This is a genomic window from Streptomyces brasiliensis, from assembly GCF_014647875.1.
Taxonomy (GTDB): Bacteria; Actinomycetota; Actinomycetes; order Streptomycetales; family Streptomycetaceae; genus Streptomyces; species Streptomyces brasiliensis.
Genome location: NZ_BMQA01000001.1, coordinates 148,725 through 173,148 on the forward strand (window position 1 = coordinate 148,725; position 24,424 = coordinate 173,148).

General features: G+C 70.5%; 24 protein-coding genes and 2 pseudogenes. 13 read left to right on the forward strand and 13 right to left on the reverse strand.

The genetic code is table 11. The features are described 5' to 3' along the window. The first annotated feature begins 11 nt into the window (after window positions 1-11). The 3 genes from IEZ19_RS00670 to IEZ19_RS00680 all read left to right on the forward strand — a co-directional run bounded on the left by IEZ19_RS00670 (window position 12) and on the right by IEZ19_RS00680 (window position 2,546). On the forward strand, window positions 12-710 hold the full coding sequence (locus tag IEZ19_RS00670; RefSeq protein ID WP_189308962.1) for a TetR/AcrR family transcriptional regulator: 699 nt from the start codon (window positions 12-14) through the stop codon (window positions 708-710). Window positions 711-829: 119 nt separating this feature from the next. Further along, window positions 830-1,567: an SDR family oxidoreductase gene (locus tag IEZ19_RS00675; RefSeq protein ID WP_189308963.1), complete on the forward strand. Its 738-nt coding sequence runs from the start codon at window positions 830-832 to the stop codon at window positions 1,565-1,567. 79 nt (window positions 1,568-1,646) lie between these two features. Continuing rightward, the gene (locus IEZ19_RS00680) at window positions 1,647-2,546 is read left to right on the forward strand and encodes an SDR family oxidoreductase (RefSeq protein WP_189308964.1); all 900 of its coding nucleotides are present in this window, start codon (window positions 1,647-1,649) and stop codon (window positions 2,544-2,546) included. Between the two features lie 181 nt (window positions 2,547-2,727). Here IEZ19_RS00680 and IEZ19_RS00685 read toward each other — a convergent pair whose 3' ends face one another. From IEZ19_RS00685 to IEZ19_RS00695, 3 genes and pseudogenes are all read right to left on the reverse strand, one after another. Further along, window positions 2,728-3,291: a hypothetical protein gene (locus tag IEZ19_RS00685; protein ID WP_189308965.1), complete on the reverse strand. Its 564-nt coding sequence runs from the start codon at window positions 3,289-3,291 to the stop codon at window positions 2,728-2,730. A 3-nt stretch (window positions 3,292-3,294) separates the two neighbouring features. Further along, window positions 3,295-4,971: an aa3-type cytochrome oxidase subunit I gene (gene ctaD / locus IEZ19_RS00690; protein WP_444545184.1), complete on the reverse strand. Its 1,677-nt coding sequence runs from the start codon at window positions 4,969-4,971 to the stop codon at window positions 3,295-3,297. A 245-nt stretch (window positions 4,972-5,216) separates the two neighbouring features. Continuing rightward, window positions 5,217-5,882: pseudogene (locus IEZ19_RS00695) on the reverse strand (vitamin K epoxide reductase family protein). A gap of 233 nt (window positions 5,883-6,115) precedes the next feature. Between IEZ19_RS00695 and IEZ19_RS50265 the strand changes: the two are divergent. Then, a pseudogene (locus IEZ19_RS50265) lies at window positions 6,116-6,340 on the forward strand (DNA mismatch repair protein MutT); the annotation flags it as partial. A gap of 309 nt (window positions 6,341-6,649) precedes the next feature. On the opposite strand, the gene IEZ19_RS00705 reads toward IEZ19_RS50265, so the two are convergent. Beyond that, window positions 6,650-8,167 (reverse strand): AAA-type ATPase lid domain-containing protein, encoded by a 1,518-nt coding sequence (locus IEZ19_RS00705; protein ID WP_189308967.1) that lies wholly within the window; start codon window positions 8,165-8,167, stop codon window positions 6,650-6,652. 175 nt (window positions 8,168-8,342) lie between these two features. Here IEZ19_RS00705 and IEZ19_RS00710 point away from each other — a divergent pair, with 175 nt between their 5' ends. The 4 genes from IEZ19_RS00710 to IEZ19_RS00725 are packed head-to-tail and all read left to right on the forward strand — an operon-like array spanning window position 8,343 to window position 11,483. After that, a complete protein-coding gene (locus IEZ19_RS00710) occupies window positions 8,343-9,341 on the forward strand; it encodes an amidohydrolase family protein (protein WP_189308968.1) in 999 nt (332 codons plus the stop codon). Window position 9,342: 1 nt separating this feature from the next. Next, window positions 9,343-10,110, forward strand: coding sequence for a metal-sulfur cluster assembly factor (locus IEZ19_RS00715; protein WP_189308969.1), 768 nt, complete (start codon window positions 9,343-9,345; stop codon window positions 10,108-10,110). Continuing rightward, entirely contained in the window at window positions 10,107-11,132 is a 1,026-nt protein-coding gene (locus tag IEZ19_RS00720; protein WP_189308970.1) for an NAD(P)-dependent alcohol dehydrogenase, read from the forward strand. The genes IEZ19_RS00715 and IEZ19_RS00720 overlap by 4 nt, the downstream gene beginning before the upstream one ends. Before the next feature lie 21 nt (window positions 11,133-11,153). Beyond that, on the forward strand, window positions 11,154-11,483 hold the full coding sequence (locus IEZ19_RS00725) for a putative quinol monooxygenase (RefSeq protein WP_189308971.1): 330 nt from the start codon (window positions 11,154-11,156) through the stop codon (window positions 11,481-11,483). Between the two features lie 49 nt (window positions 11,484-11,532). On the opposite strand, the gene IEZ19_RS00730 is transcribed toward IEZ19_RS00725, so the two are convergent. Continuing rightward, window positions 11,533-12,144, reverse strand: coding sequence for a TetR/AcrR family transcriptional regulator (locus IEZ19_RS00730; RefSeq protein ID WP_189308972.1), 612 nt, complete (start codon window positions 12,142-12,144; stop codon window positions 11,533-11,535). A gap of 105 nt (window positions 12,145-12,249) precedes the next feature. Between IEZ19_RS00730 and IEZ19_RS00735 the strand changes: the two genes are divergently transcribed. Both IEZ19_RS00735 and IEZ19_RS00740 read left to right on the forward strand, forming a co-directional pair. Continuing rightward, window positions 12,250-12,804, forward strand: a complete 555-nt coding sequence (locus IEZ19_RS00735) for an ester cyclase (RefSeq protein WP_189308973.1) — start codon at window positions 12,250-12,252, stop codon at window positions 12,802-12,804. Between the two features lie 185 nt (window positions 12,805-12,989). Further along, window positions 12,990-13,556 (forward strand): hypothetical protein, encoded by a 567-nt coding sequence (locus IEZ19_RS00740; RefSeq protein WP_229839836.1) that lies wholly within the window; start codon window positions 12,990-12,992, stop codon window positions 13,554-13,556. 12 nt (window positions 13,557-13,568) lie between these two features. Here IEZ19_RS00740 and IEZ19_RS00745 read toward each other — a convergent pair whose 3' ends face one another. Beyond that, window positions 13,569-14,387, reverse strand: a complete 819-nt coding sequence (locus IEZ19_RS00745; protein WP_189308974.1) for an SAM-dependent methyltransferase — start codon at window positions 14,385-14,387, stop codon at window positions 13,569-13,571. A 515-nt stretch (window positions 14,388-14,902) separates the two neighbouring features. Here IEZ19_RS00745 and IEZ19_RS00750 point away from each other — a divergent pair. Beyond that, a complete protein-coding gene (locus IEZ19_RS00750; protein WP_229839837.1) occupies window positions 14,903-15,700 on the forward strand; it encodes an aldo/keto reductase in 798 nt (265 codons plus the stop codon). Here IEZ19_RS00750 and IEZ19_RS00755 read toward each other — a convergent pair. The 4 genes from IEZ19_RS00755 to IEZ19_RS00770 all read right to left on the reverse strand — a co-directional run bounded on the left by IEZ19_RS00755 (window position 15,655) and on the right by IEZ19_RS00770 (window position 18,661). Beyond that, entirely contained in the window at window positions 15,655-16,551 is an 897-nt protein-coding gene (locus tag IEZ19_RS00755; protein WP_189308976.1) for a DMT family transporter, read from the reverse strand. The genes IEZ19_RS00750 and IEZ19_RS00755 overlap by 46 nt on opposite strands. Before the next feature lie 95 nt (window positions 16,552-16,646). Continuing rightward, window positions 16,647-17,465, reverse strand: a complete 819-nt coding sequence (locus IEZ19_RS00760; RefSeq protein ID WP_189308977.1) for an SAM-dependent methyltransferase — start codon at window positions 17,463-17,465, stop codon at window positions 16,647-16,649. Window positions 17,466-17,546: 81 nt separating this feature from the next. Next, window positions 17,547-17,798, reverse strand: a complete 252-nt coding sequence (locus IEZ19_RS00765) for a DUF397 domain-containing protein (protein ID WP_189308978.1) — start codon at window positions 17,796-17,798, stop codon at window positions 17,547-17,549. Continuing rightward, window positions 17,795-18,661, reverse strand: coding sequence for a Sco1979 family transcriptional regulator (locus IEZ19_RS00770; protein WP_189308979.1), 867 nt, complete (start codon window positions 18,659-18,661; stop codon window positions 17,795-17,797). The genes IEZ19_RS00765 and IEZ19_RS00770 overlap by 4 nt, the downstream gene beginning before the upstream one ends. Window positions 18,662-18,969: 308 nt before the next feature. Here IEZ19_RS00770 and IEZ19_RS00775 point away from each other — a divergent pair, with 308 nt between their 5' ends. Next, window positions 18,970-19,413: an ATP-binding protein gene (locus IEZ19_RS00775; protein ID WP_189308980.1), complete on the forward strand. Its 444-nt coding sequence runs from the start codon at window positions 18,970-18,972 to the stop codon at window positions 19,411-19,413. Window positions 19,414-19,736: 323 nt separating this feature from the next. Continuing rightward, entirely contained in the window at window positions 19,737-20,282 is a 546-nt protein-coding gene (locus tag IEZ19_RS00780) for a hypothetical protein (protein ID WP_229839838.1), read from the forward strand. On the opposite strand, the gene IEZ19_RS00785 is transcribed toward IEZ19_RS00780, so the two are convergent. The 3 genes from IEZ19_RS00785 to IEZ19_RS00795 all read right to left on the reverse strand — a co-directional run bounded on the left by IEZ19_RS00785 (window position 20,166) and on the right by IEZ19_RS00795 (window position 24,320). Beyond that, window positions 20,166-21,296, reverse strand: coding sequence for a COG1470 family protein (locus IEZ19_RS00785; protein ID WP_189308981.1), 1,131 nt, complete (start codon window positions 21,294-21,296; stop codon window positions 20,166-20,168). The genes IEZ19_RS00780 and IEZ19_RS00785 overlap by 117 nt on opposite strands. Before the next feature lie 143 nt (window positions 21,297-21,439). Beyond that, window positions 21,440-22,936, reverse strand: a complete 1,497-nt coding sequence (locus IEZ19_RS00790) for a purple acid phosphatase family protein (protein ID WP_308428919.1) — start codon at window positions 22,934-22,936, stop codon at window positions 21,440-21,442. Window positions 22,937-23,108: 172 nt separating this feature from the next. Then, window positions 23,109-24,320, reverse strand: a complete 1,212-nt coding sequence (locus IEZ19_RS00795; protein ID WP_189308983.1) for a HupE/UreJ family protein — start codon at window positions 24,318-24,320, stop codon at window positions 23,109-23,111. Window positions 24,321-24,424: the final 104 nt, after the last annotated feature.

Below are 24,424 nucleotides of genomic sequence, written 5' to 3' on the forward strand. Positions count from 1 at the left end.
TCGTCGCTTACATGGATACGAGATCGGCGATAATCGAAGCGGCGGCCACCCTCCTCGCGCAGTCACCGAGCGGCGACGTCTCCACCCGAGCGGTGTGCGAGGCGGCCGGTGTGCAGCAACCCGTGCTGTACCGGCTGTTCGGTGACAAGGACGGACTGCTCACGGCGACCGTCGACCACGTCTGGGACCAGTACCTGGGAGCCAAGCGGGCCGCCGAGAAGTCGGAGGATCCGCTGCGGGACCTGCGAGCGGGCTGGGACAGCCACACGGCGTTCGCCCTGGCCCACCCCAACGCCTACAAGCTGATGTTCGCCCCGGCCCTGCGCTCCGTGCCCGAGGCCGCGGAGGAGGCGCTGCGCATCCTACGTGAGGTCCTCGAACGACTGGCCGCGCAGGGACGTCTGCGGATGGCGCCCGACGCGGCCGCGCGCATGGTCATGACGGCGAACACCGGAGTCGCGCTCTCACTGATCACCCGTCCCACGCTGTACCCGGACGCGAGCCTCTCCGTGCTGGTCCGCGACGCGATCCACCGGGCCATCCTGCTGGACCCCGTCGCGGACACCACGGCGCACGACGCACGGACGGCGGCCGCCACCACGCTGCTGTCCTCCCTCGACGAGCTGACGCCGCAGCCCTTCACCCCCGCCGAGTCGGGGCTGCTGGAGCAGTGGCTGACCCAGATCTCGAAGTCCGACCCGACCGACTGAGACCCCCCGTCCCCGCACCGCCGGCAGCGCCCGTGGCTCCCGGCGTCGCTCGAACACGCCCAAAAACCGGGCCGGCCCCGCCGGTTCGCTCCCCTTCGGACCCCCAAGGAAGCAGCATCATGACGAACAACACCCCGCGCGTCGCCCTGGTCACCGGCGGTTCCGGCGGCATCGGCCGGACCGTGGTGGAGCGGTTGGCCCGTGACGGCATGGCCGTCGGCGTCCACTACGCCGGCAACAAGGCCCGCGCGGAGGAGACGGTCGCCGCTGTCCAGGCGCTGGGCGGCCGGGCCGTCGCGGTCAGCGGTGACGTCGCCGACGAGCACGCCATGTCCGACGCCTTCGACACCGTGGAGCGGGAGTTCGGCGGTCTCGACGTGGTGGTGAACACGGCCGGAATCATGCTCCTCTCGCCGATCGCGACGCTCGACCTCGACGACCTGGACCGCATGCACCGCACCAACATCCGCGGCACCTTCGTGGTCTCCCAGCAGGCGGCACGGCGCGTGCGCCGCGGTGGCGCGATCATCAACTTCTCCACCTCGGTGACCCGGCTGCAGTTCCCGGCGTACGGCGCCTACGCGGCGAGCAAGGGCGCGGTCGAGGCGATGACGCTGATTCTGGCCCGCGAGCTGCGCGGCAAGGACATCACCGTGAACGCCGTGGCCCCCGGCCCCACCGCCACGGAGCTGTTCCTCGACGGCAAGGACCAGGCGGCCATCGACACCCTCGCCAAGGCCGCCCCGCTGGAGCGGCTGGGCACGCCGGAGGACGTCGCCGAGTCGGTCGCCTTCCTCGCCGGCCCGGCGCGCTGGGTCAACGGCCAGGTCCTCTACACCAACGGCGGCGTCGCCTGACCCCCGCGCCTGCCTTCACTTCCCGAGACGACCTCACGCACCGGCCTCGTACCGGCCTCGTACACAAGGAGAAGAAGCCATGAGCAGCATCGTCGTGATCACGGGCGCCTCCAGCGGTTTCGGAGCCCTCACCGCCCGCACCCTCGCCGACGCCGGGCACACCGTCTACGCGGGCATGCGCCAGACGGCCACCCGCAACGCCCCGCAGGTCCGGGCTGCCGCCGACTACGGCACGGAGCACGGTGTCGACCTGCGCTCCGTCGAACTGGACGTCAACGACCAGGCATCGGTCGACGCCGCGATCGACCGCGTCATGGCGGAGCACGGCAGGATCGACGTACTGGTCCACAACGCCGGTCACATGGTCACCGGCCCGGCGGAGGCGTTCACCCCCGAGCAGCTCGCCGAGCTGTACAACGTCAACGTCCTCTCCACGCAGCGGGTCAACCGCGCCGCGCTCCCGCATCTGCGCAAGGCCGGCCGTGGCCTGGTGATCTGGGTGTCGAGTTCCAGCGTCAAGGGCGGCACCCCGCCCTATCTGGCGCCGTACTTCGCCGCCAAGGCCGCCATGGACTCACTGGCCGTCAGTTACGCAGCTGAGCTGGCCCGTTGGGGCGTCAAGACGTCGATCGTGGTCCCGGGCTCCTTCACCAGAGGCACCAACCACTTCGCCCACTCCGGCCACCCGGCCGGCACGGCCGTGGAGGCTGAGTACGAGTCGAAGTACCCCGGTCTCATGGACCAGGTCGGGCAGAAGCTGGCCGCGCTGGCACCGGAGGGCGCGGACGCCTCCCTCGTCTCCGACGAGATCGCCCGCATCGTCGCCCTCCCCGCCGGTGAGCGCCCCTATCGCGTCCACATCGACCCGGCCGACGACGGCTCGGAAGAGGTCTCGAACGTCGCCGACCGCATCCGCCGCGACTTCTTGACCCGAGTCGACCTCGCCGACCTCCTGGACGTACGGCCCGCGAAGGCCTGACACCGGCTCCACGACCGGGGCGACCGGACACGCTCCGGCCACCCCACGGCCGTACCACCGCGCCCGCCGGGCAGGCCCCCCGCGACAGCGATCTCCAATAGGCGGTGGAGGATCTGGGCCGGTGGGGCGCACGGCCCGGTGCCGGTGGGGACCATGGCCCTGTCACTCGGGCGAAATCCCCCTATCGCGGGGGCCGTGGGCTGTTCCATCCCGCACGGCGACGGACCGCGCGCGAGTGTGTGAGCGCGAGGGTGACGAACACGGCGACGATCAGGGCGGGTGCGGCGGCTGCCGCCAGCCAGTCTTCGCCGTCCCCGGGGCCCGCGGCCAGCTTGAGGATCGCCGTGGCCACGGCGGTGAAGAGTCCGGCACCGACGAGGACGGCGACGACGTTGCGCGTGCGGCCCGTGCCGGCCTGGCTCGAGCCGCGGCGCAACTCCGCCCAGTGGCGGGCCGTTTCGCGGACCTCGCGGCGGTGCTGCACCGTCGCGCCGATCCGGAGGCCCGCCGCGAGCACCGCTCCGGCCGCCGCGGTGGCCACCGGTATCCACCATGGCCCGGTCACGAGCAGCAGTACGGCGACGACTCCGGCGGTGCCCCAGCCGCTGAGGCAGGCCGCGGCCGCCGTACGACGGGAGAGAGGGCGGTCGGCTCCGGCGCGCAGGTCGGCCAGGGCGGGCAGGTACCAGACGCCGCCGGCCACCGTGACCGCCGCGGCTCCCAGGGCGAGGACGGGTTGCGACATCGACTACCTCGCCGCGGCCTCGAGCTCGGCGATCTCCGGGTGGTGCAGGTCGAACGCCGGGGACTCGGACCGGATCAGCGGTAGACGTGCGAAGTTGTGCCGCGGGGGCGGGCAGGAGGTGGCCCACTCGAGCGAACGGCCGTAGCCCCACGGGTCGTCGGTCTCGACGGGCTTGCCGTACTTGGCGGTCTTCCAGACGTTGTAGAAGAACGGCAGGATCGACAGGCCCAGCAGGAACGCCCCGATGGTGGACAGGGTGTTGAGTGCGGTGAAGCCGTCGGCGGCCAGGTAGTCGGCGTAGCGGCGGGGCATGCCCTCGACGCCGAGCCAGTGCTGGACCAGGAAGGTGAGATGGAAGCCGACCGTGAGCGTCCAGAAGGTGATCTTGCCGAGGCGCTCGTCGAGCATCTTGCCGGTGAACTTCGGCCACCAGAAGTGGAATCCGGCGAACATCGCGTACACGACCGTGCCGAAGACCGTGTAGTGGAAGTGCGCGACGACGAAGTACGAGTCGGACAGGTGGAAGTCCATCGGCGGGGAGGCCAGGATCACGCCGGTCAGGCCGCCGAAGACGAAGGTGATGAGGAAGCCGACGGTCCACAGCATCGGTGTCTCGAAGGACAGCGAGCCCTTCCACATGGTGCCGATCCAGTTGAAGAACTTCACGCCGGTCGGCACCGCTATGAGGAAGGTCATGAAGGAGAAGAAGGGGAGCAACACCCCGCCGGTGACGTACATATGGTGCGCCCACACCGTCACGGACAGGCCCGCGATGGCAACGGTGGCCGCGATCAGGCCCATGTAGCCGAACATCGGCTTACGGCTGAAGACCGGGATCACCTCGGAGACGATCCCGAAGAACGGCAGCGCCAGGATGTACACCTCGGGATGGCCGAAGAACCAGAACAGGTGCTGCCACAACAGGGCCCCACCGTTGGCGGCGTCGAAGATGTGGCTGCCGAACTTGCGGTCGCACTCGAGCGCGAACAGCGCGGCGGCCAGCACCGGGAAGACGATCAGCACCAGCAGCGCGGTCAGCAGCACGTTCCACACGAAGATCGGCATACGGAACATGGTCATGCCGGGGGCGCGCATGCAGACGATCGTGGTGATGAAGTTGACGGCGCCCAGGATGGAGCCGAAGCCGGACAGGGCGACGCCCATGATCCACAGGTCGGCGCCGAGGCCCGGCGAGTGCACCGCGTCCGAGAGCGGCGCGTACAGGAACCAGCCGAAGTCCGCGGCCCCGTCCGGGGTGAGGAAGCCGAACGCGGCGATCGAGGAGCCGAACAGGAACAGCCAGAAGGCCAGCATGTTCAGGCGGGGGAAGGCGACGTCCGGGGCGCCGATCTGCAGCGGCATGATCCAGTTGGCGAAGCCGGTGAACAACGGCATCGCGAACATCAGCAGCATGATCGAACCGTGCATCGTGAAAGCCTGGTTGAACTGCTCGTTCGACATGATCTGCAGTCCCGGGCGGGCGAGTTCGGCGCGCATCATCAGCGCCATCAGGCCACCGACGATGAAGAACACGAACGCGCTGACCAGGTACATCGTCCCGATCTTCTTGTGGTCGGTGGTCGTCAGCCACTCCACCCACGCCGGCCTGCTCGCCCTGCGTGCCGCAGGCGGTGCCGTATCCGGTCCCGCTACCGCGTCGGCGGCGGCCCACGGCCGTATGTTGTCTGTCTGCTGTTCCTGCGCCTGGTCCACCGGACCGCGTCCTTCCCCTGTGCTCATGTCGTCCGACGGACCGGGAAGTGGCATGGGTGAGGTGGGGGGAAACGGACACCCGTGACCCTCCCGGTCGTCGCCACATGATCGTCGGAGGGGTACCTGGTCCCGATAGGGCCGAACAGCCCTGTGGGTCCCGCAGGCTGGGGCCCAACGGCCCTCATCCCCCCTCGGCCGCCGGACGGGCGCGCTCAGAGCAGCGTCTGCCAGTAGGCCCACCAGCGGGTGGCGATCAGCATCACGATGCTCAGATACCAGGTGACCGGGACCACCCAGTGGAACTCCCGCACCCCGGCCACCAGGGCGTCCGGGGCTCGGAGCACGCCGTGCCTCAGGTTGTGCGCGGTCGTGTACCAGAACATCGCGATGGTGGCCGCCCAGGCCAGGCTGCACCACAGGCACAGGGCACCGATCTCGTACAGCGCCTGGCTCATCAGCCACATGCAGAAGCCCACGCCGAGCAACGTGCCCGCGTTGAGCCCGAGCCAGAATCAGCGGCGGAAGCGGGCCCCGGCGAGCAGGGCGAAGCCGGCCGCGACGACGACCGGATAGGCGAGGAGGCCGATCAGCGGGTTGGGGAAGCCGAACACGGATGCCTGGTCGCTGAGCATCACGTTCGAACAGGACAGCACCGGGCTCAGATTGCACGACGGGCTGAAGCGGGGGTTCACGAGCAGTTCGAACTTGTCGACGGTGATCACGAACGACGCCAGGCTCCCGAGTGCACCGGTCACGATCAGCAGCCAGGCGAAGGCACGGGAGGCACCGGTCGCGCCCGTCGCCGTGATCACCCGCTCACGCCGGCCCACCCGGGACTGGGAGGTGAGGTCATGCACGGTGGAGGTCGTGTCGCTCATCGAACGGAATCCGCCTAGCCGGTGGTGGACGTGGGTGACGCGGGCGCACGAACGCCGCCCCGCGTGATCAGTGAAGTCAGCACGCCCGACCCCCAACAAGGGCCGAACGGCCCCGGCGGAAGCTGTTCGACTCATGTCTCACGCGCGGGTTCGCGCGGGCCTGCCCCGTGGAAGGCGTGGCATCCCGGCTGTCAGTGGTCCGCCGTAACGTCCGGCGTATGACGCACCGTCCGATGGAACGACGCACCCTCGAGGCCACGATCCGCGATGCGCGTCGGGCGCCGGCCGGACACGACACCGCCGTGCAGTGGCTGAGCCGCCCGGAGGCGTCCCTCGACGGGCCGCTCGCAGCCGAGGTGTGGGTCTTCGACCTGACTTTCACCCACGTCCTGCTGGTGCGCCACCGCTGGCGAGGATGGGTGGCTCCGAGCGGCAAGGTGGACCCCGGCGAGACCCCTCGCGAGGCGGCCCGGCGGGAGCTGTTCCAAGAGACCGGGGTGCGGAGCGAAGTCCGTGGCACCCCGGCGGCCGCCACCGTACGTTCCTACCGCCCCGACTGGCGGCCACCGTGGGGATTTCCTATGTGGCGGTCATCGGTCAGCGGACGCGGTTGGCGCCCGAGGCGGAGCAGCCGGCTCTGTGGTGGAGACTGGACCGGGCTTGGCAGGGCTGGTTCGCTGAGGACCGTCTTCAGATGCGGCGGTGTGCCGAGCGGCTACGACGACGTCGGACACGCTGACGCTGTCCGAGACCCGGCGCGGGCGCGTTCACTCGCGTCCGCGTCCGCGCCCCGGTGTCCGGATGCCGTAATGGGCGATCTTGCGGTAGATCGTGGCGCGGCTCATGCCGAGGCGTTCCGCTGCTCGGGTCATCGTGGTGGCGGGTTCGGTCAGGCAGCGGACTATCTCGTCCCGTTCCAGTTGCTCGATGCGGGTCAGGCGGCGTGTGGTGTCCGTGAAGACCTCCGCCGGGAGGTGCTGGACGTCGATCGTGTCCGTCCGGGAAGCCGCCTCACGAACGACGCGCTCCAGCTGGCGGGCGTTCTCCGGCCAGGCGTGGTCGGTCAGGGCGCGTGCCGCGGGCGGTGTGAAGGTGATGGGCCGGCCACGGTGGCGGCGGGCGAACAGGTCGGCCAGCGGGAGGATGTCGTCGGGGCGCAGACGCAATGGCGGTACCTCCACCACCGCGTCCACCTGCGCGCGCAGCGCCTCGGGCAGCGCGTCGTAGCGTTCCGCGGTGATGACGAACGGCTGGAGCGGGGGCGGAGCCCAGGGCCGCACCGGGCGGCGCGCGGCGGACAGCACCTCGGCGAGGCGGGCGGCCACCCGCGTGGAGAGCGCGTCCATCGTCTCCAGCACCACGCACGTGTCGTCCTTGGCCAGCTCGGGACTCCACAGGCTGAGCCAGGGCCCGACGTCGGTGTCGCTCGGCGGGCGGGCGCCGAGGAGCCGTACCCGGGGGCGTGCCGCGCGGCGGGCGAGGCAGGCCAGGGCGGTCTTGCCCGCTCCGGGTTCGCCCACGACGGCCAGGACGTCACCGTGGAGCATCGCGGTGTGGGCCCGGTCGAGGGCCTGGGTCCAGCGCGGGGAGAGCGGCTCGGGCAGGTCCTGGTCCGCGAGGCTCCCGGCCTGGACCCGGAACACCTCACCCCTGGGCACGGAGGGTGACATCCGGCCGCCGTGACCCCGGGCCAGCATGAGGGCGCTGGTGTTGCCCGCCGCGGCCTGGGCGAGGGCCAGCAACAGGGACGAGGAGGCGTCGGACCAGGTGGTCAGATTGACGCTGCCCGCGAGGCCGCTGGTGACCGGGTCGAGTACGGGGACAGCGGCGCAGGTGAATCCGCGCAGGTCGGAGCAGTAATGCTCGTCGGCCCGTACGAGGGAGGGGGCGCGATCCGCGAGGGCGAGCCCGAGGCCGTTGGTGCCCACGTTCTGCTCGGCGAAGTAGAAACCCGGGGCCAGATGGACACGGTCCAGCGCGCGGTCGACCGAGGCGTCGTCCGACATCCGGCACAACACCAGTCCGTCACTACCGGTGATCATCATGCTGACCGGTTCGTTGGCGAGCGTCGAGCGCAGGCCCTGGAGGACCTCGCGGCCGCACTCGTACAGCAGCGACTCGCGGTCGACGGCGCCCGTGAAGACGGGCTCGACGTGGTCGGGGGCCACGCCGTAGCCGCGGCTGCGCTGCCAGGAGGCCCGCAGCCGTGGGGCGAAGGTGGTGATCGCGCCGTCGTCGCGGGGGCGGGCGCCGTCGAGGTGTGGCGGGTTCTGATCGTTGTCCACCGTGGCCTCCCAGGGGACGCGTCATTGCGCCGACCGGGTCAGCGTAAGTCCGCCGAGCCGGGGCGCCACAGCAGGGGTGTCTCAAAGTGAGACACCCGGTGACTCCCCGTGGACGCGCCCGCTGCCTACCGTCCGAGGACAGACACCTCGTCGGTGACGGACATGGAGGCCGCACATGTACACCAAGGACGGCGAGTCGTACTTCATCGTCGACGCGCACATCGCGCTCTGGGACGCCCGGCCGGAGAACCAGCTCAACATCCACGGCAAGCAGTTCATCGACTGCTTCTACGACTACCACCGCAACCTCAGTCCCGAGTCGGAGCTGTGGTCCTACGAGGAATATTTGTACTACGGCGGCGAGCGACTGATGAAGGACCTGTTCGACGAGGGACACGTCGATCACGCGATCTTCCAGCCCGCCCGGCTCGGCGCCTTCTACCGCAACGGCTTCGGGCAGACGGAGGAGGCCTTCGCGCTCGCGTCGAAGCACCCCGACAAGCTCACCTACAACCACTGCTGGGACCCGCGCTTCGAGCAGGCGGGCCTGGACCGACTGCGCCGGGACGCCGAGCGGTTCCAGCTCAAGGGCGTCAAGCTCTACACCGCGGAGTGGCACGGCGACTCCCGCGGTTACAAGCTCGACGACCCGTGGTCGTACCGCTATCTGGAGGCCGCGCAGGAGCTGGGCATCAAGAACATCCACATCCACAAGGGCCCGACGATCCGCCCGCTGGACCGGGACGCGTTCGACGTGGCCGACGTCGACAAGGTGGCGACCGACTTCACCGACCTGAACTTCGTGGTGGAGCACTGCGGGCTGCCCCGGCTCGAGGACTTCTGCTGGATCGCCACGCAGGAGCCGAACGTGCACGCGGGACTGGCCGTCGCCATGCCCTTCATCCACACCCGGCCGCGCTACTTCGCCCAGATCATCGGCGAGTTGCTGTACTGGCTGGACGAGAACCGCATCCAGTTCTCCAGCGACTACGCGCTGTGGACACCACGGTGGCTGGTGGAGCGGTTCGTCGACTTCCAGATCCCCGAGGACATGACGGAGTACGCACCGCTCACCGTCGCGCAGAAGAAGAAGATCCTCGGGCTGAACGCGGCAGCCATGTACGACATCCCGGTGCCGGCCCGGTGCGCCGTCACCGAGCCCGCGGCGGCCTGACATGACCCCCGACCCGCTGACGGACGCCGCACGCCGGGCCCTGGACGGTGTGTACGACCCCGAACTCGACGAACCCATCACCGACTTGGGGTTCGTACGCAGCGTCGAGGCCGACGCGGCACGGCGGTTGACCGTCCATCTGCGGCTGCCGACCTCGTTCTGCTCGCCCAACTTCGCCTATCTGATGGCGTCGGACGCCAAGGACGCGCTGTCGTCCCTGCCGGGTGCGACGGCGGTCGTGGTGGTGCTCGACGACCATCACGACTCGGAGATCATCAACCGCGGCCTGGCCGCGGACGCCGGGTACCGCGGCACGTTCGGCGCCGAGGCCGAGCGTGATCTGGAGGAGCTGCGCCGCACGTTCCGGCGCAAGGCGCACGCCGCCGCGATGGAGCGGGCCCTGACCCGGCTGCTGCGGGCCCGCCCCGACCTGCCGGAGGTGGCCCTGCACGACGTCGTCCTTGCCGATCTGCCCGACGACGACGCGACGCGCGCGCTCCTGCGCCGACGCGCGGCGTACGGTCTCGGCCTCGCCCCGACGGACCCCGTCCTCGTGGACGACGACGGGCGTCCCCTCCCGCCCGAGGACATCCCGGTTCGGCTGCGCTTCGCCCGTGCCGTCCGCATCTCCATCGACGGCAACGCGCACTTCTGCCGGGGCCTGCTGCGCACACGCTATCCGGACTCGACGACCGACCAGGCGCCCCGCCCCTGGGACGCCACCCGTCCCGTCGACCCAGTCAACTCGCTGAAGGAGAACGTCTCGTGAAAGCAGTCCAGGTCGTCGGCTACCACCAGAACCTCGAGATGACCGACGTGCCGGCCCCCGAGGTGACCGGCCCGTTCGACGTGATCGTCAGGATCGGCGGCGCCGGAGTGTGCCGTACCGACATCCACATCCTCGAGGGGCAGTGGGCCGAGAAGAGCGGGGTCACGTTGCCGTACACCATCGGGCACGAGAACGCCGGCTGGGTGCACGCCGTCGGCAGCGCCGTCACGAACGTGTCGGAGGGCGACAAGGTCATCGTGCATCCGCTGGTCACCTGCGGGCTGTGCCGGGCCTGCCGGGCGGGCGACGACGTCCACTGCGAGCAGAGCCGGTTCCCCGGGATCGACACGGCCGGCGGCTATGCCGAGTACCTGAAGACCTCGGCGCGCAGTGTGGTGCGCATCGACGACTCGCTCGAGCCGTCCGACGTGGCCGCGCTGGCCGACGCCGGTCTGACCGCGTACCACGCGGCCGCGAAGGCGGCGCGCAGGCTGCGGCCCGGCCATCGGTGCGTCGTCATCGGCGCGGGCGGGCTCGGCCACATCGGCGTGCAGGTGCTGCGCGCGCTCACGGCGGCCGAGATCGTCGTCGTCGACCGCAACCCGGACGCGGTCAAGCTCGCCTCCGACATCGGCGCCCACCACGGGATCGTGGCCGACGGCGGGCACGTGGACGCCGTGCTGGACCTGACCGACGGGAAGGGCGCCGAGACGGTCATCGACTTCGTCGGCGAGGGCGGCGCGACCCACGACGGCGTGCGGATGCTGCGCCGCGCCGGGGACTACCACGTCGTCGGTTACGGCGAGAACATCGACGTGCCCACCATCGACATCATCTCCACCGAGATCAACTTCATCGGCAACCTGGTCGGTTCGTACACGGACCTCAGTGAGCTGATGGTGCTGGCCGCGCAGGGGCACGTGCGGCTGCACACCGAGAAGTACGCCCTCGGCGACTTCCAGACCGCCCTCGACGACCTCTCCGCAGGCCGGGTCCGCGGGCGGGCGATCCTGATTCCCTGACCGACAAGAGCGAGGAACTCGATGATCTTCATCGTCGTCAAGTGGAAGATCCGCCCCGAGCACAGCGACAACTGGCTGTCGCTCGCTGCGGACTTCACGCAGGCCACCCGCGCCGAGGCGGGGAACCTCTTCTTCGAATGGAACCGCAACGCGGACGACCCGACGGTCTACACGCTCGTCGAGGCGTTCGCCGACGCCGACGCGGGGGCCGCGCATGTGCAGTCCGCGCACTTCAAATCCGCCATGGAGTGGATGCCGGACTACGTCGCGGCGACGCCGCAGATCGTCAACGTGGAGATCCCGGGCGCGAACGGCTGGTCGGAGATGGCCGAGGTGAGTCCGCGGTCCTGATCCCGCAGTACATGTGTGCGGGCCCCGGCGCCACCGGCGCCGGGGCCCGTCACGCGAGCGTGGCGACCGCCGTGCGGCGCAGGAAGTCCTGGGCCCGGTCCCACGACCAGCCGTTGTCGACGACCAGCGTGCGCCAGCTCGTGGGGCCGAACCAGAACCAGAGCGCGTCGGCCGTCTCCTCCTGCGTGAGGGAGGGCGGTGCGGGCAGGGCGTGCAGATGACGAGCGGCGGCGCGCAGCGCGTCGCGGTAGGCCGCGGTGGCGCGTTCCCGCAGTGCCTCGCCGTTCTCGTGGACGGGCAGGGCCTTGTGGATGGCCTCGTGCACGGTGAACAGGCCCTCGTTGCCCGCCCGCGTGCCGCGCGCGAGCGCTTCCAGGACCTCGCGCGGTGTGCGCAGGGCGAGCACCTGGCGCATGACCGCGGCGTAGCCGGACGCCGTGACGGCCTCGTCCACGATCCGGTCGAGGATGTCGCTCTTGCTGCCGACGCTCGCGAAGACGGTCTTCGGGGAGACGCCGGCCGCCGCCGCGACGTCGGCCACGGTCACCCGCCCGTAGCCACGCGCGGCGAACAGCTCCGTCGCCGCCAGCAGGATCGCCGCACGCGTCCGTGCGGCGGCCTGTTCACGCAGGGGCGAGACGTACGAGCGTTTGGTGGACACGGCACCATCCTAGGCGACTTCAGTCCATGGTTGAACTATTCATTAGGCGCGCTATAACCTCAACTCCTCACACTCACGATCACCGACTTCGACAGGCAGCGCACCATGGACGCCACGGAACTTGCACGCGGGCTCTTTCAGGTACTGGAGACGGGGGACCCGGAACTGGCCGCCGAGGTCATCGGCCCCGGCTTCCGCAATCGTGAGGCGGCCGTCTCGCCTCCGGCGTGCTCCACGCCGGGACCGGCCGGGGTCCTCGCCTCCGGCGTCTGGATGCGGTCTGCGTTCAGCGATCTGCGCTTCCCCGTCCTCGCGACCGCCGTGGGCCACGACCAGGTCTGGATACGGCTGCGCATGCAGGGCCGCCACACGGGCCCCTTCGTCCGCTTCCGCGACGGCGCCCTGGATCAGGCCGTCCCCCCGACCGGGCGCGAGATCGACTTCGAGCAGATCCATGTCCTCTCCCTCGCCGACGGGAAGGTCGTGCGACATGAGGCGGTACGCGACGACGTCGCCATGCTCGGCCAGCTCGGCGTGTTCCCGCCGGCCCCCGCCACCGCCCTGCGCATGGCCGCCTGGCGGATCAGCGGACGCGCGCGACGCGCGGCCGAGCGGATCACGGCGGAGAGCGCCGACGCGGCCTCCCTGAGCAGGATCTGAGCAGAACGCCCCCTCAGCTCAACTCGCTTCGAGGACACGTCCGTTCAGGGGCCAAGTGTTCGGATTCGAGCGGCATTGTTCGCCCCTCTTCCCTCTCATAGAAATATCCATCACCATGAATATGCCAAGCGCGGCTTGTCTGGCGGGCACACGGGGTGGGTGGGTTCCGGAGGAAGAGGGTCGGCATGCGGAGCACTCCGAGGCAGGCGACCGAATGGCTGGCCGCGGCGGCGACGGATCCGCGCGCCTGCAAGCGACAGTGGCATGGACCCACAGGGATAGCCGAGTTGACATGCGGCCGGTTCTGGGACGTGCTCAGCGTCCCTGAATCCTTGGGCGTGCCCGCGCTCGACATGCTCCTGTGCATTCCGCAGCCGCCGGGCCCCGCGCTGGCCAACGTCGCCTCGCGCAGCGTGAGTTTCTTCCTGCCGCCCGATCCCACGAGCCGCTGGATCGGCTCGGACATCGAGTACCTCACCACCGGCGCACGCATAGCCCTGCCCCCGCCGTACCGCTCGGCGGGCCCGCTGTGCTGGCTGGTGCCGCCCGACGGCCGCGGCTCCCTGTTCGTGCCCGCCGCCGTGGAGCTGGCGCTGCAACACGCCCTGGACACACTCGGGAAGCCACGCGGAACGGCGGGCGCGGTGCGGGACGGCCATGCCGACACACCGCGCCCTGCTCACCGGTCGTCACCCGTGCCGCCGCCCCGGTCGGCCGAAGCGGGCAGCTCCGCCCGGATGCCGTCACCGTAGGCGGCGGACCGGCTACTGGCTCACCGGCTCCTTCTGCCCCACACCGCACCACATCGGCAGCGGATCGCCCACGGGGACGTCCTCCATGTCGGGGCGCCACTGAGGCAGTTCCACAACACCCGGCTCGAGGATGCGCGTTCCGTCGAAGAAGCGGACGACCTCGTCGTGCAGGCGCGGCGTCGCCTGCTCCGCGGCGCGCTCGTTGTAGACCCGCATGGACTCCGAGACCTTCTCCGCGCCGATGTCCGACGCCGGATGCGACAGCACCAGGTAACTGCCGGGCGCGAGCCCGTCGACGAGGCGACGGGCGATCCCGTACGGGTCGTCGGCGTCCGGGATGTACTGGAGGATCGCGACGAGCATCAGGCCCACCGGCTGGGACAGATCGAGCGTCGTGCTCGCCTGCTCCAGGATGCGGTCGACGTCCCGCAGGTCCGCCTGCAGATAGTCGGTCGCACCCTCGGGTGTGCTGACGAGCAGGGCCTGGGCGTGGGCGAGCACGACCGGGTCGTTGTCGACGTACACCACGCGCGCGCCGGGATCGGCCCGCTGCGCCACCTCGTGGGTGTTGTCGGCGGCGGGTATGCCGGTGCCGATGTCCAGGAACTGGCGGATGCCGGCGCGGCTCAGCTCGCGCACGGCCCGGCCGAGGAAAGCGCGGTTGGCGCGTACGGCGGGGATGATCTGCGGGTTCACCGAGGACGCGAGGCGGGCCGCCTCCTCGTCGACCGGGTAGTTGTCCTTGCCGCCGAGCCACGCGTTGTAGACCCGGGCGGGGTGTGCCACGGAGGAGTTGAAGGAAGCCGTGCCGCCGATCGATCGCTCGCTCATCGCTGGGTCCTAGTCACTCGAGTGTGCCGATGGCTGCACATTAGCTCACCAAGCGATCATCAACGGCCCCTGTGGCTGGGTCCGTTGCGGTCTCGAGACGCTCAACACCGGGCGGCACCCTGACACATCACAGGATGTGCCCGACTCCGTTCGCTGCCAGGGTCGATGACGATCGGCAGGCGAACGGAGGAACCGATGTCACGACCGCTCAGGTCCCGGCGGACGGCGGCCACCGCGGGAACGGCCGCCGCCCTGCCGGCCGGGGCCGGGCTGTTCTCGGCGACCCCCGCCCAGGCCGCCCCACGCCCGTGTCCCGGTGCGGGGCCCGGCGACCGGGCGCGCTGCGCCCAGGTGATCGGCATCGACCCGGGCCCCGCCCCGGTCATGCGTACGGCACCCCGGTACGGCGCGGCGGCGGTGGCCCGCCACGGCAACGGCCAGTGGCTGGAGGTCGACTGCCGGACCACCGGCGACCCGGACGCGGACGGCCACGGCTACCCGGCCGCAAGGCGATCGTGCAGCAGCTGGAGAACTCGCTGCGACGGCTGCGGACGGACTACGTCGACCTCTACTGGCTGCACAACTTCGAGCCCACCACACCGGTCGAGGAGACCCTGCGGACCCTGGACGACCTGGTCGCCGCGGGCAAGATCCACTACGTCGGCTTCTCCGACGTACCGGCGTGGCGGACGGCCGAGGCGGCCACCGTCGCCGAGTTCCGCGGCTGGGCGCCCGTCGTCGGCCTCCAGCTGGAGTACTCGCCGCTGGAGCGCTCCTCGGAGGGCGAACTGATCCCGCTGGCCCGGGCCAAGGGTATGGGCGTCCTGCCGTGGAGCCCGCTCAAGAGCGGCTTTCTCCCGGCCAAGTACTCCAGCGCCCGCACCGGACCGGTCGACACCACGCGCACGGCCCTGGTCGGTGCGCCGAGCGAGAGCGACTACGTCGTCATCGACGCGCTGAACGACATCGCCGGCGAGGTCGGCGCCAGTCCGGACGCGGTGGCTCTGAACCGGGTGGCCCACCGCCCCGGCATCACCTCGACGCTGGTGGGTGCGCGGCGGCTCGCTCAGCTGGAGGCCAACCTGGAGGCCTTCTCCGTCACCCTGACCGACGCCCAGCGGGCGAGGCTCGACGCGGTGTCCGCGCCCGCTCTGGACTTCCCCGCCGAGAACAACAGGACGCTCGCGCCGATGCTCGCGTTCGCCGGGGCGACGGTGGACGGACGGCGGACCGTGGTCTCTACTCTGCTCCAGGCCACTCCCACCCGTTACTGGCACGCGCCGCCGGCACGCCCCGAACGCGCGCCCTGCTGACCGGGCTTGATGATGTGGGGCACCACGCGGGTCAGCCGCAGGACGCCCCACAGGATCAGCAGCGCACCGGCCAGCTCCGGCAGCAGCCACCAGCCGGTGCGGATCTCCTCGCCGAACAGGGCCACGCCCAGCAGCAGGCTCGCGGAGGCGTCGCCGATGGTCAGCGCGGGCTGCGACGCGACCAGCGGGCCGGCCTGCAGGGCGTTCTCGAGCAGCAGGAGCGCCCCGACACCGACGGCGGCGAATCCGTACGTCTGCCACGCGGTGAGGAACGCGGGAAGGCCGGCGTCGGCGAGCCGCCCCGTGGCCGACTTCATGAGGGCCGCGGTCAGGGCGTTGCCCAGCGCGGCGGCGGCGGCGAGCGCGGCAGCGCGGAACGGGGCAGAGCGAGCGGGGTGGGCGAGGACGACGGCCACGGCCATCGCGCCCAGCGAGATCGCGAGCACCGGCACCCAGCGCTCCATGCTCGCCTGGTTCCGGGTTCCGGAGGGGGCCGCCGCGGCAAGCACCATGGCGAGTCCGGTGACCACTCCCGCGACCGCCCACCAGGCCTCCGTGGGCATCCGGCGGTGCAGCAGGGGTGCGGCGATGAGCAGGGCGAACGGCAGCTCCAGGATGAACAGCGGCTGGACCAGCGCCATGGGCCCGTTCACCAGGGCCAGCGCCTGGAACAGGGCGGCGCCCATGACACCCAGGATGCCGATCACCCAGGCGGGCCGCCGTACGAGAGCGGCCAGCAGGCGCAGACCACCGCCCCGCGCGACCGTCGAGGCGGCCTTGCGCTGGAACGCCGTGCCCACGGCATTGCTGGCGGCTCCCAGAACGGCGCAGAGGACGGCGAGGACGATCACCCCTCCACCATGCCTCACGACCGGCGTCCCCTGCCGCCACGGATCGACGGCGATCACCCGTGGCGGTCGTAGGGGCACCGGTCTGCCGGGGCGGGCTACCGCTTGATGCCCACGCCCGTCCACAGGCTGACCTGGGCGTCCGTGGGCTCCGCCCCGTCGCTGCCGTGAGCGGCCGGCCGCCAGCGGTGGCCGACGGAGACGCCCGGGTCGATCAGGTCGAGCCCGGCGAAGAACCGAGCGACGTCCTTCTGCGCGCGGAACTGCACCGGAGTCCCGGCGTCGGTGTAGATCGCGGTGACCTTGTCCCAGGTCGCGGGGTCGAAGTCGGGCGTGCAGTGGCTCAGGGCGAGGGCGCTGCCGGTGGGGAGGGCGTCGAGGAGCCGGCCGACGATGCCGTACGGGTCCTGCGCGTCGGTGATGAAGTGCATGAGCGCGTTCAGGGACAGGGCGACCGGGCGGTCGAAGTCGAGGACCTCGGACGCCGCCACGGCGGTCAGGAGCGACTCGGGGTCGTTGACGTCGGCCTCGATGTACGTCGTACGCCCCTGCGGCGTGCTGCGCATGAGGCGCTCGGCGTACTTGAGGACGAGCGGGTCGTTGTCGGCGTAGACGACCCGCGCCTCGGGCACCACGGACTGGGCGACCTGATGCAGGTTGGGCTCGGTCGGGATGCCGGTGCCGACGTCGAGCCACTGCCGGATGCCGTACTCCTGCGCCAGGATCCGGGTGGCCCGGTGCATGAACGCCCGGTTCTCGCGGGCGCACACGAAGATGCCGGGGTAGGCGCCGGCGACGGCCTCGGCCGCCTGCTTGTCGACTTCGAAGTGGTCCTTGCCGCCGAGGTAGTAGTCGTACATCCGGGCCGAGTGCGGCCTGCTCGTGTCGAGGTCCCGGCCGGCCTGGCTGTTGGTCATTCTTTCCCCTTCAGAGGTGTTCATCTGTCTGCCCGCAGGCCGGGTACGGGACCGGTGCGGTCCCTCCCGCTCGCCGTCGGTTCATCCGGCCGTGAGATGGTCGGCCAGTCCTTGTTTGACCCCACGGACGAAAGCGGTGATCTCCTCGGGCGTGTAGATCAGCGCGGGTCCGGCCGGGTCCGTCGACTGCCGTACGGCCACGCGGCCGTCGGCGAGCTGCTTCGTCTCCACGCACTGACCGCCGTTCGGCCCGCTCCACGGGCACTCCCAGCCCTGCTCCCCGAGCTCCGAGGCGGGCATCCCGTTGTAGACGCTCTCGTCGGTGGTGGTCATGAGTACTCCTTGCGCATGCGGTTCAAGAGCACCTTGCTGTCCTGGGACGACGTCAGCAGCGCCATGCGGGAGTGCGCCTCGAGATGGGCGGCCACGTCCGCACGCTCGTCCAGGTAGACCGAGGCGGACAGGAGTTCGCTGTAGACGATGTCGGGCAGCTCCGGTTCCTCGAACCGGAAATAGGTGAAGGGGGCACACGCCCCGACATGGGCGCCCGCGGAGAAGGGCACGATGTCGAGGCTGACGTGCTCGAGCTCGGACGCCTCCAGGAGCCGGTCGATCTGCTCCCGCATCACTTGGGGGCCGCCCACCGCCCGGTGCAGTACGGCTTCCTCCATGACGACCCATAACGTGGGGGCGTCCGCTCTCTCCAACAGGCTCTGGCGACGCAGCCGCAGCTCCACGCGCCGCTCCAGCTCCTCCTCGCTGCCGTTCGGGAAGCCGCCGCACAGCACACCGCGCGCGTAGTCGTGGGTCTGCAGGAGGCCCGTGACGTAGTGGGGCTCGTAGGTGCGCAGGGTCTTGGCGCCGGTCTCCAGGCTCACGTACGCGGTGAACCAGCCCGGGACGACGTCGCGGTAGGCGTGCCACCAGCCGGGCTCGTTGGCCCGCTCGGCCAGGGCGACGAACTCGTCGATCTCCTGCTGGTCCGCACCGTAGGTCTCCAGAAGCTTCTCGACGTAGAGAGGCTTCAGCGCGACCTCGGCCTTCTCCAGCCGGCGGATCGTCAGGACCTTCACGCGCAGTGCCTTGGCCGCGTCCTCCAGCGAGGCACCCGCGTTCTGCCGCATGTCCTGCAACCGGCGGCCGAGGATCATGCGCAGAACCGTGGGTGCGCTGGTGCCGGAACGGGCTTCACTCACGCCCAACCTCCTGAGGGACTGTCACCAACCCGAGTCTGACAGCGACTTGATGAACGCGCCAGGCCGATACCGTCCTGCTGAAATTATCAGGGAGCCGGTTGCAGCATGAACACGATCACGAGCATAGTTGACCCCGTGAGCGATCACGCCGCAGCCATGACGCAGCATCAACTCTGCTTGACACGAGTGAGGTTGGTGCCGCCGACGGTTCCATCCCACGGGCCGCCCGCGAACGCGCCTCTCCCACCAGGGCTTCTGGTGGCCCCCCGCCCTCTCCCCGCGCCCGTCCCCCTTGGAAGGCGACCACCGTGACCCCCCACACGACCTCCGCCCAGGCCTTAGTCACTGCCGCGCCGCACCGGGAGTACTGGTTCGGCCTGCCCGCCCTGCGCACCAGCGTGAAGGCCGCCCGCGACATCGTGCGCGACCGGCTGTGCGCCTGGGAGGTGCCCGGCGATCTCTGCTGCGACGCCGTGCTGCTCGTCTCCGAGTTGTCGACGAACGTCGTGATCCACACGCGCAGCGGTCATGTCCTGTGCGGCCTCACCCTGACCGGTGAAGAGCACCTGCGTATCGAGGTGCACGACGACGACCACGCCCCGCTGCGTCCGTCGGAGCGCCGGCCCGGGCCGGGCGAGGAGAGCGGGCGGGGCCTGTTCCTCGTCCAGCAGATCGCGGAGCGCTGGGGCAGCGCCCGCTCGACACGAGCCCAGGGCAACGTTGTCTGGGCCGAGTTGGGGGCTCACGCCTGACTTCGTGGTGGTTCGGGCAGGGCACGGCCTCCTTGGTCGTACGGGATCCGTACGACGACATCCGGACGGGACGACAGGGGGGACCACGACGGGAGGTGTGCCGCTCGGGCCGCCTTGTGGGGCCTGCGGCACCTGGCCGACCCGACGCGTCACATCCCACAAGCGCCAGTCTGCTCTCCGCGACGCAGCGGGAGCTGCACCTGCCGAAGACGGAGGCCGGGGCGCGGCCCGCCGAAGAGCGCCGGGCAGACGGCCGTGGACACCAAGACCCGCAAAGCGGCGGGTACTTCGTTCGGCGGTTCCTGGTTCGACGCCACCGACGCTTGCTCACCGTCGCCGAAACTGCGTCCAGGGCGCGGCGTCGGCTGTCCTGTCTCGGGATCGCCGTCCTCGTCCTCGCGGTGTCGGCCGGAGGCAGCGCCTGGGTGTTCCGGGACGATCTGTTCCAGCCGTTCGGCGACGACCGGGCATGCCGGGGCAGCGATCTGCGGTTGCCGGACGCGATCCGTGCCGGAGGCGTGCCGATTCCCGCCGACGCCGAGGACGTTCACTACCTCACCCGGAACGGCACCGCCGAGGTGACCTTCGTGAGCGGCCTGGTCCCGGAGTATCTGCACCGCACGGGCCTGCTGCCCGACGGCGCGGACCCGTTCGACCAGCGGTACGGCACCAAGGCGGTCGCCGGCCCCGAGATCCCGCTGCCGGACGGCCTGTGCGGATCCGCCCTGCGGGGCCCTGTCAGGATCTACGGCTCACAGGGTTCCACGGGCACGGGCTCCGGTCTCGGCGTCATGGTCGAATGCTCCGACGTGCCCGGGGGCGTCTTCCGCGTCCCGGCCCGGGCCGTGATCGCTTTCAGCCTCGGCTGAGGCTTCCGCGGTTGATCCCTTGGCCCGACGGCGACGGCGACGGCGGCTCCAGGTGACCGATCCGGCGGCCGCCATTCCGCACAGGACGACGAGGCAGAGCAGCAGCGTCCAGGGAACGGCCCAGGCTGAGGTCGCGGTCTTCACGGTGGCGAGCGGCGCGACCGAGCCCGACGCGTCGGTCAGGAGCGGAACGAGGGCTGCCGTAGCCGTGGCTCGCAGTGCGGGAGCAACTCCGTGGACCGGCACGGTGACCTTCCAGGTCTCGCCGGGGAGCAGCGCGGGCGAGTCGCCGATGTGGCCCGCACGGGCATCCACGAGCCCGAAGGGGCCGGACAGGGACACCGACTGACGTGCCGCCAGAATGGCGTTGCCCGTGTTGTGGATCGTGTAGGTGACGGTGGCGTCCCCCTTGCCGAAGGGGTTCGCCGTACCCGAGTACCGCAGGCGCAGGTCCTGCACCGACAGCTTCGGCTCGAGCGCTCCGCCCACCCGCAGCCGGATCCGGATGCCGAGACGCCCGCCTGCCGATCCGGCCTCGGCCGGCGACGTGACGACGCCGCCCATGTAGTCGCCGGGCGCGGCGTCTTGCGGGACCGTGAGCGTGAAGGGCACCTCTGTCGACCGTCCGGGCTGGACCGTGATGCCGGATCGGTCCGTACGGACCCAGGCACCCACGCGTGTCGACTTCGCGTCCTGGGCGACCAGGTCGAGCCGGCCCGCCTCGTCGGTGAACGCGTCCGCCGCGTACACGGCCAGATGGAGCGGCGCGGTGCCGTGGTTGACGACGACGAGGGCGTCGTCGACGTGCCCGCCGGGGTTGACGGTGTAGCTGTAGTTCTGCCGGTCGGACCCGAAGTCGTTGGAGGCGGTGCTGATGGTCCAGGAGGCGTCGCCGCCCGCCGCCACCGCGGGTCCGGCCCCCGTGGCGAGGAAGGCGAGCACGGCGAGCAGGGCCACCACGGCCGAGCGGGCGAGGGCTGTGGCGGTGGTGGTACGCGTTCTGGGCGGGCGCATCTGAGGGTCCTCGGGCGGAGTGGGAGCGGCGGGAGCGGAACGGGGGGTGGGGTGGGCACCTGGTGGTACCCACCCCACCGGTGGAGCGGGCCGGATCAACTCGGCGCGGTCGGCACGAGCGTTCCGGCGTCACCCTCGGCCGGCTACTGGAGCCAGTCGGACTCGGCCGCCGTGGTCGTGGCCACGTCGGCGCGGTTGTCCCAGCCGTTGCCGCGGTAGGGGTGGATGACCACCTTGTCGACGGCGGAGCCGACCGGCTGAGCCGGGGTGGCGCCGCTGTCCGGGCCGCACCACGAGACCTTGTTCAGCTCGACGGCGGCGTTGGGCGCGGCGCACGTGCCGCTGCGGAGGTTCTCGACGACGAGCTTGTTGTCGCGGACCTCGACCTTGACGTACGTGCGGACGTGCTCCTGGTTCTCGACCGAGTTGGCCCAGTGGCTCTTGGGATTGAGCGGGTCGGGGCCGTAGTTCGGGTCCTCGTTCGTGTCGGGAGCCGTCAGGTCGTAGTACTTCGAACCCGACGCGGAGTTCGCCGTCACGTAGATGACGCCGCCCGGGCCCTGGGCCACCTGGGCGGAACCGGGCTGCTCGCCCGGGTGCGACTTCTTGCCGTTCTTGATCACGTAGCTACGGGAGTAGCTGTGGTCGTGACCCTGCAGGACCAGGTCGACGCCGAGCTTCGAGAAGGCGGTCGGGAAGTCCTGGCGGCGCTGCTGGTTGTCGCCGTCGTTGGCGTGGTCCGCCGGCGAGTAGATCGAGTGGTGGTAGACGAGCACCGTGTACTTGGCGTCGGCACCGTGGTTCTCGATGACGTCGCTGACGAACTCGAGGTGCGCGGCGTCGGAACCGTTGGAGTAGGCGTTGCTGTTCAGGTCGATGAACAGGACGCCCTTGTACGTGTACCAGTAGTCGCCGCCCGACCGGGTCGCCGCGCTGCCGTTGTAGTACGGCGCGGAGCGGTCGGTGTTCGGCGTCCAGAAGTGCTGCTCGTACGCCTTGCCGCCGACGTCGTGGTTGCCGATGGTGGCGGCCCACGGGTACTGGCGCAGCTTGTCGGACGCGAGGAACGCGTTCCACTGCGTCTCGGTGTTGGCGGTCTCCACCTGGTCACCGCCGGAGACCAGCAGTTCGGCGTTCGGGTTCGCGGCGAGGGAGACGTCCAGGGTGTCCTTCCACCCGGCGCCGTCCTTGTCCACGTTGCCGGACGAACCGATCTGCGGGTCGCCGAAGAACAGGAAGTCAAAGTCGCCCTTGAAGTCCTGCGTCTTGAAGGAGTAAGTCGTGGACCAGCTGCCCTGGGTGCCGACGCGGTAGGAGTACGCGGTGTTCTGGTGCAGGCTGTCGATCGTCGCGTGCGCGTTGTAGCCGCCGTTGACGCTGTTCGCGGCGACGGTGGCCGGGAAGGTGACGGCGTTCGCGGGGAACTCGCCGTTCACGATCTTGGAGGTCGGCGCAACCTGGACCACCTGCGGCGTGTTGTCCGGGGTGTACCAGGACACGACGCGCTGCGATTCGTTGGCGCCCACACCGAGGACGAGTCCGGTGGGCGCGGCGGAGGTCTCGGCGTGGGCACCGGTCATCAGACCGCTGCCGAGCGCCGCAGTCACGCCCAGGACCACCGCGGTGGCGCTTGTGGCCACCCGGTGACGGACGAGCCCAGATCTCTGGGCCCCCTTGTCGAGCTTCATCGGCTTCCGTTCGTTGGAGTTCGGGGGGTGACGTAAGAACTCGGTAAAAGTCACATGAGATCGTGACGTCCTGGTGAACCCGGGAGAAGCGGATCGTTCCACTTACCCGAAGTCGGACGGGGCGTCAGATCCCGAAGGTCCGCTGCACGAACCACATCAGGCCCATGACGGACACACCGGCGGCGACCGCTCCGGTCGTCCACAGCCCCAGGTCCGGCCGACGCCGGCGCAGCAGGGCGAGAACAGGGAAGACGACGGCCACGATGGCCAGTTGGACGGTCTCGATGCCCACGTTGAAGACGAGGAGCGACCACAGGAGCGTCCAGGACCAGGCGCTGTCGATCCCCAGCGCCGAGGCGAAGCCGAGTCCGTGCACGAGGCCGAAACAGAACACCACCGCGAGCCGCGTCCACCCCGCGCGGTCCAGGCTGAGGTGGCCGCGGCCGAACGTCTGCAGGTCCGTGGCGTGGGACCGGCGTCGCCACAGCCGCCACAGGTGCCAGCCCGCGACGACCGCGATGGACAGCGCGATGACGGGTTCGACGAAGGACGCGGGCACCTGCACGAGCCCCAGGGCGGCCAGGACGAAGGTCACCGAGTGGGCCAGGGTGAAGGTCGTGGCCGCCAGCACGATCTCGCGCAGCCGGCGCGAACCGACGATGAGCGCCAGCAGGAACAGGATGTGGTCGAGCCCGGTGAGCAGATGCTCGGCTCCGAGCCGGTAGAAGGTCCAGAACCGCTCGGCCCCGGACTGCTGGGTGGAGAACGACCGGTGCTCCGCGTCGAGGGCGGCGCTTCCCGACTTCAGGTCGAGGTCGTAGGTGACGATCGTCTTGGTGTCGCGCACATAGCCCTCGGAGTCCGGGAACAGACCGCTGCGCACCTCGTGCGCCTCGCCGGACGCCGGGCACCGGTAGTCGAGGACCAGCAGGGCGTACGGCACTCCCTCGCGTCGCTCGATCGTGAAGTCGCCGTTCCGGACCGGGGTGCACGCCTGTCCCCCGGCCGTGACGCCGAAGCGACGGGTCACGTAGGAGACGACCGAGTCGGCGTGGCCGTCGAGCGCCGCCGCCTGTTCCTCGGCGTCGCCGCCGTCGAATGCGGCGGTGCCGGCCCGGAACAGCGGATCGTCCTTCTGGTAGTCGGCGGCGGAGACGACGAGCAGGTCGTACTCCAGCCGGAGTTCGGTGCGCACGTGCCCCGCCCCGGGCGAGGTGAGGCCGACGTACACGGTCGAACTGAACCCGTGGGCCAGCGCCGGTACGGCACTGAGCAGGACGGCCGCGACGATGACGGCGACAGCGGCGCAGGCACGACGCCCGGCGGCGGGAAACATGTGACTCCTCTTCGGTCGGCGCACGGAATCTCCTGGGCCCGGATGAACCACCGGTGACGCGTGCGCGAACCGACGAGGAAGCGAGCTCGGACAAGACCGCCCGA

Excerpts from the sequence above, each read along its gene's own strand:
- IEZ19_RS00735 (WP_189308973.1), top strand. The coding sequence starts at position 12,250 with ATGGACGCCACGGAACTTGCACGCGGGCTCTTTCAGGTACTGGAGACG.
- IEZ19_RS00715 (WP_189308969.1), top strand. The coding sequence starts at position 9,343 with ATGACCCCCGACCCGCTGACGGACGCCGCACGCCGGGCCCTGGACGGT.
- IEZ19_RS00710 (WP_189308968.1), top strand. The coding sequence starts at position 8,343 with ATGTACACCAAGGACGGCGAGTCGTACTTCATCGTCGACGCGCACATC.
- IEZ19_RS00740 (WP_229839836.1), top strand. The coding sequence starts at position 12,990 with ATGCGGAGCACTCCGAGGCAGGCGACCGAATGGCTGGCCGCGGCGGCG.
- IEZ19_RS00760 (WP_189308977.1), bottom strand. The coding sequence starts at position 17,465 with ATGACCAACAGCCAGGCCGGCCGGGACCTCGACACGAGCAGGCCGCAC.
- IEZ19_RS00675 (WP_189308963.1), top strand. The coding sequence starts at position 830 with ATGACGAACAACACCCCGCGCGTCGCCCTGGTCACCGGCGGTTCCGGC.
- IEZ19_RS00785 (WP_189308981.1), bottom strand. The coding sequence starts at position 21,296 with ATGCGCCCGCCCAGAACGCGTACCACCACCGCCACAGCCCTCGCCCGC.
- IEZ19_RS00680 (WP_189308964.1), top strand. The coding sequence starts at position 1,647 with ATGAGCAGCATCGTCGTGATCACGGGCGCCTCCAGCGGTTTCGGAGCC.
- IEZ19_RS00765 (WP_189308978.1), bottom strand. The coding sequence starts at position 17,798 with ATGACCACCACCGACGAGAGCGTCTACAACGGGATGCCCGCCTCGGAG.
- IEZ19_RS00795 (WP_189308983.1), bottom strand. The coding sequence starts at position 24,320 with ATGTTTCCCGCCGCCGGGCGTCGTGCCTGCGCCGCTGTCGCCGTCATC.
- IEZ19_RS00670 (WP_189308962.1), top strand. The coding sequence starts at position 12 with ATGGATACGAGATCGGCGATAATCGAAGCGGCGGCCACCCTCCTCGCG.
- IEZ19_RS00685 (WP_189308965.1), bottom strand. The coding sequence starts at position 3,291 with ATGTCGCAACCCGTCCTCGCCCTGGGAGCCGCGGCGGTCACGGTGGCC.
- IEZ19_RS00725 (WP_189308971.1), top strand. The coding sequence starts at position 11,154 with ATGATCTTCATCGTCGTCAAGTGGAAGATCCGCCCCGAGCACAGCGAC.
- IEZ19_RS00745 (WP_189308974.1), bottom strand. The coding sequence starts at position 14,387 with ATGAGCGAGCGATCGATCGGCGGCACGGCTTCCTTCAACTCCTCCGTG.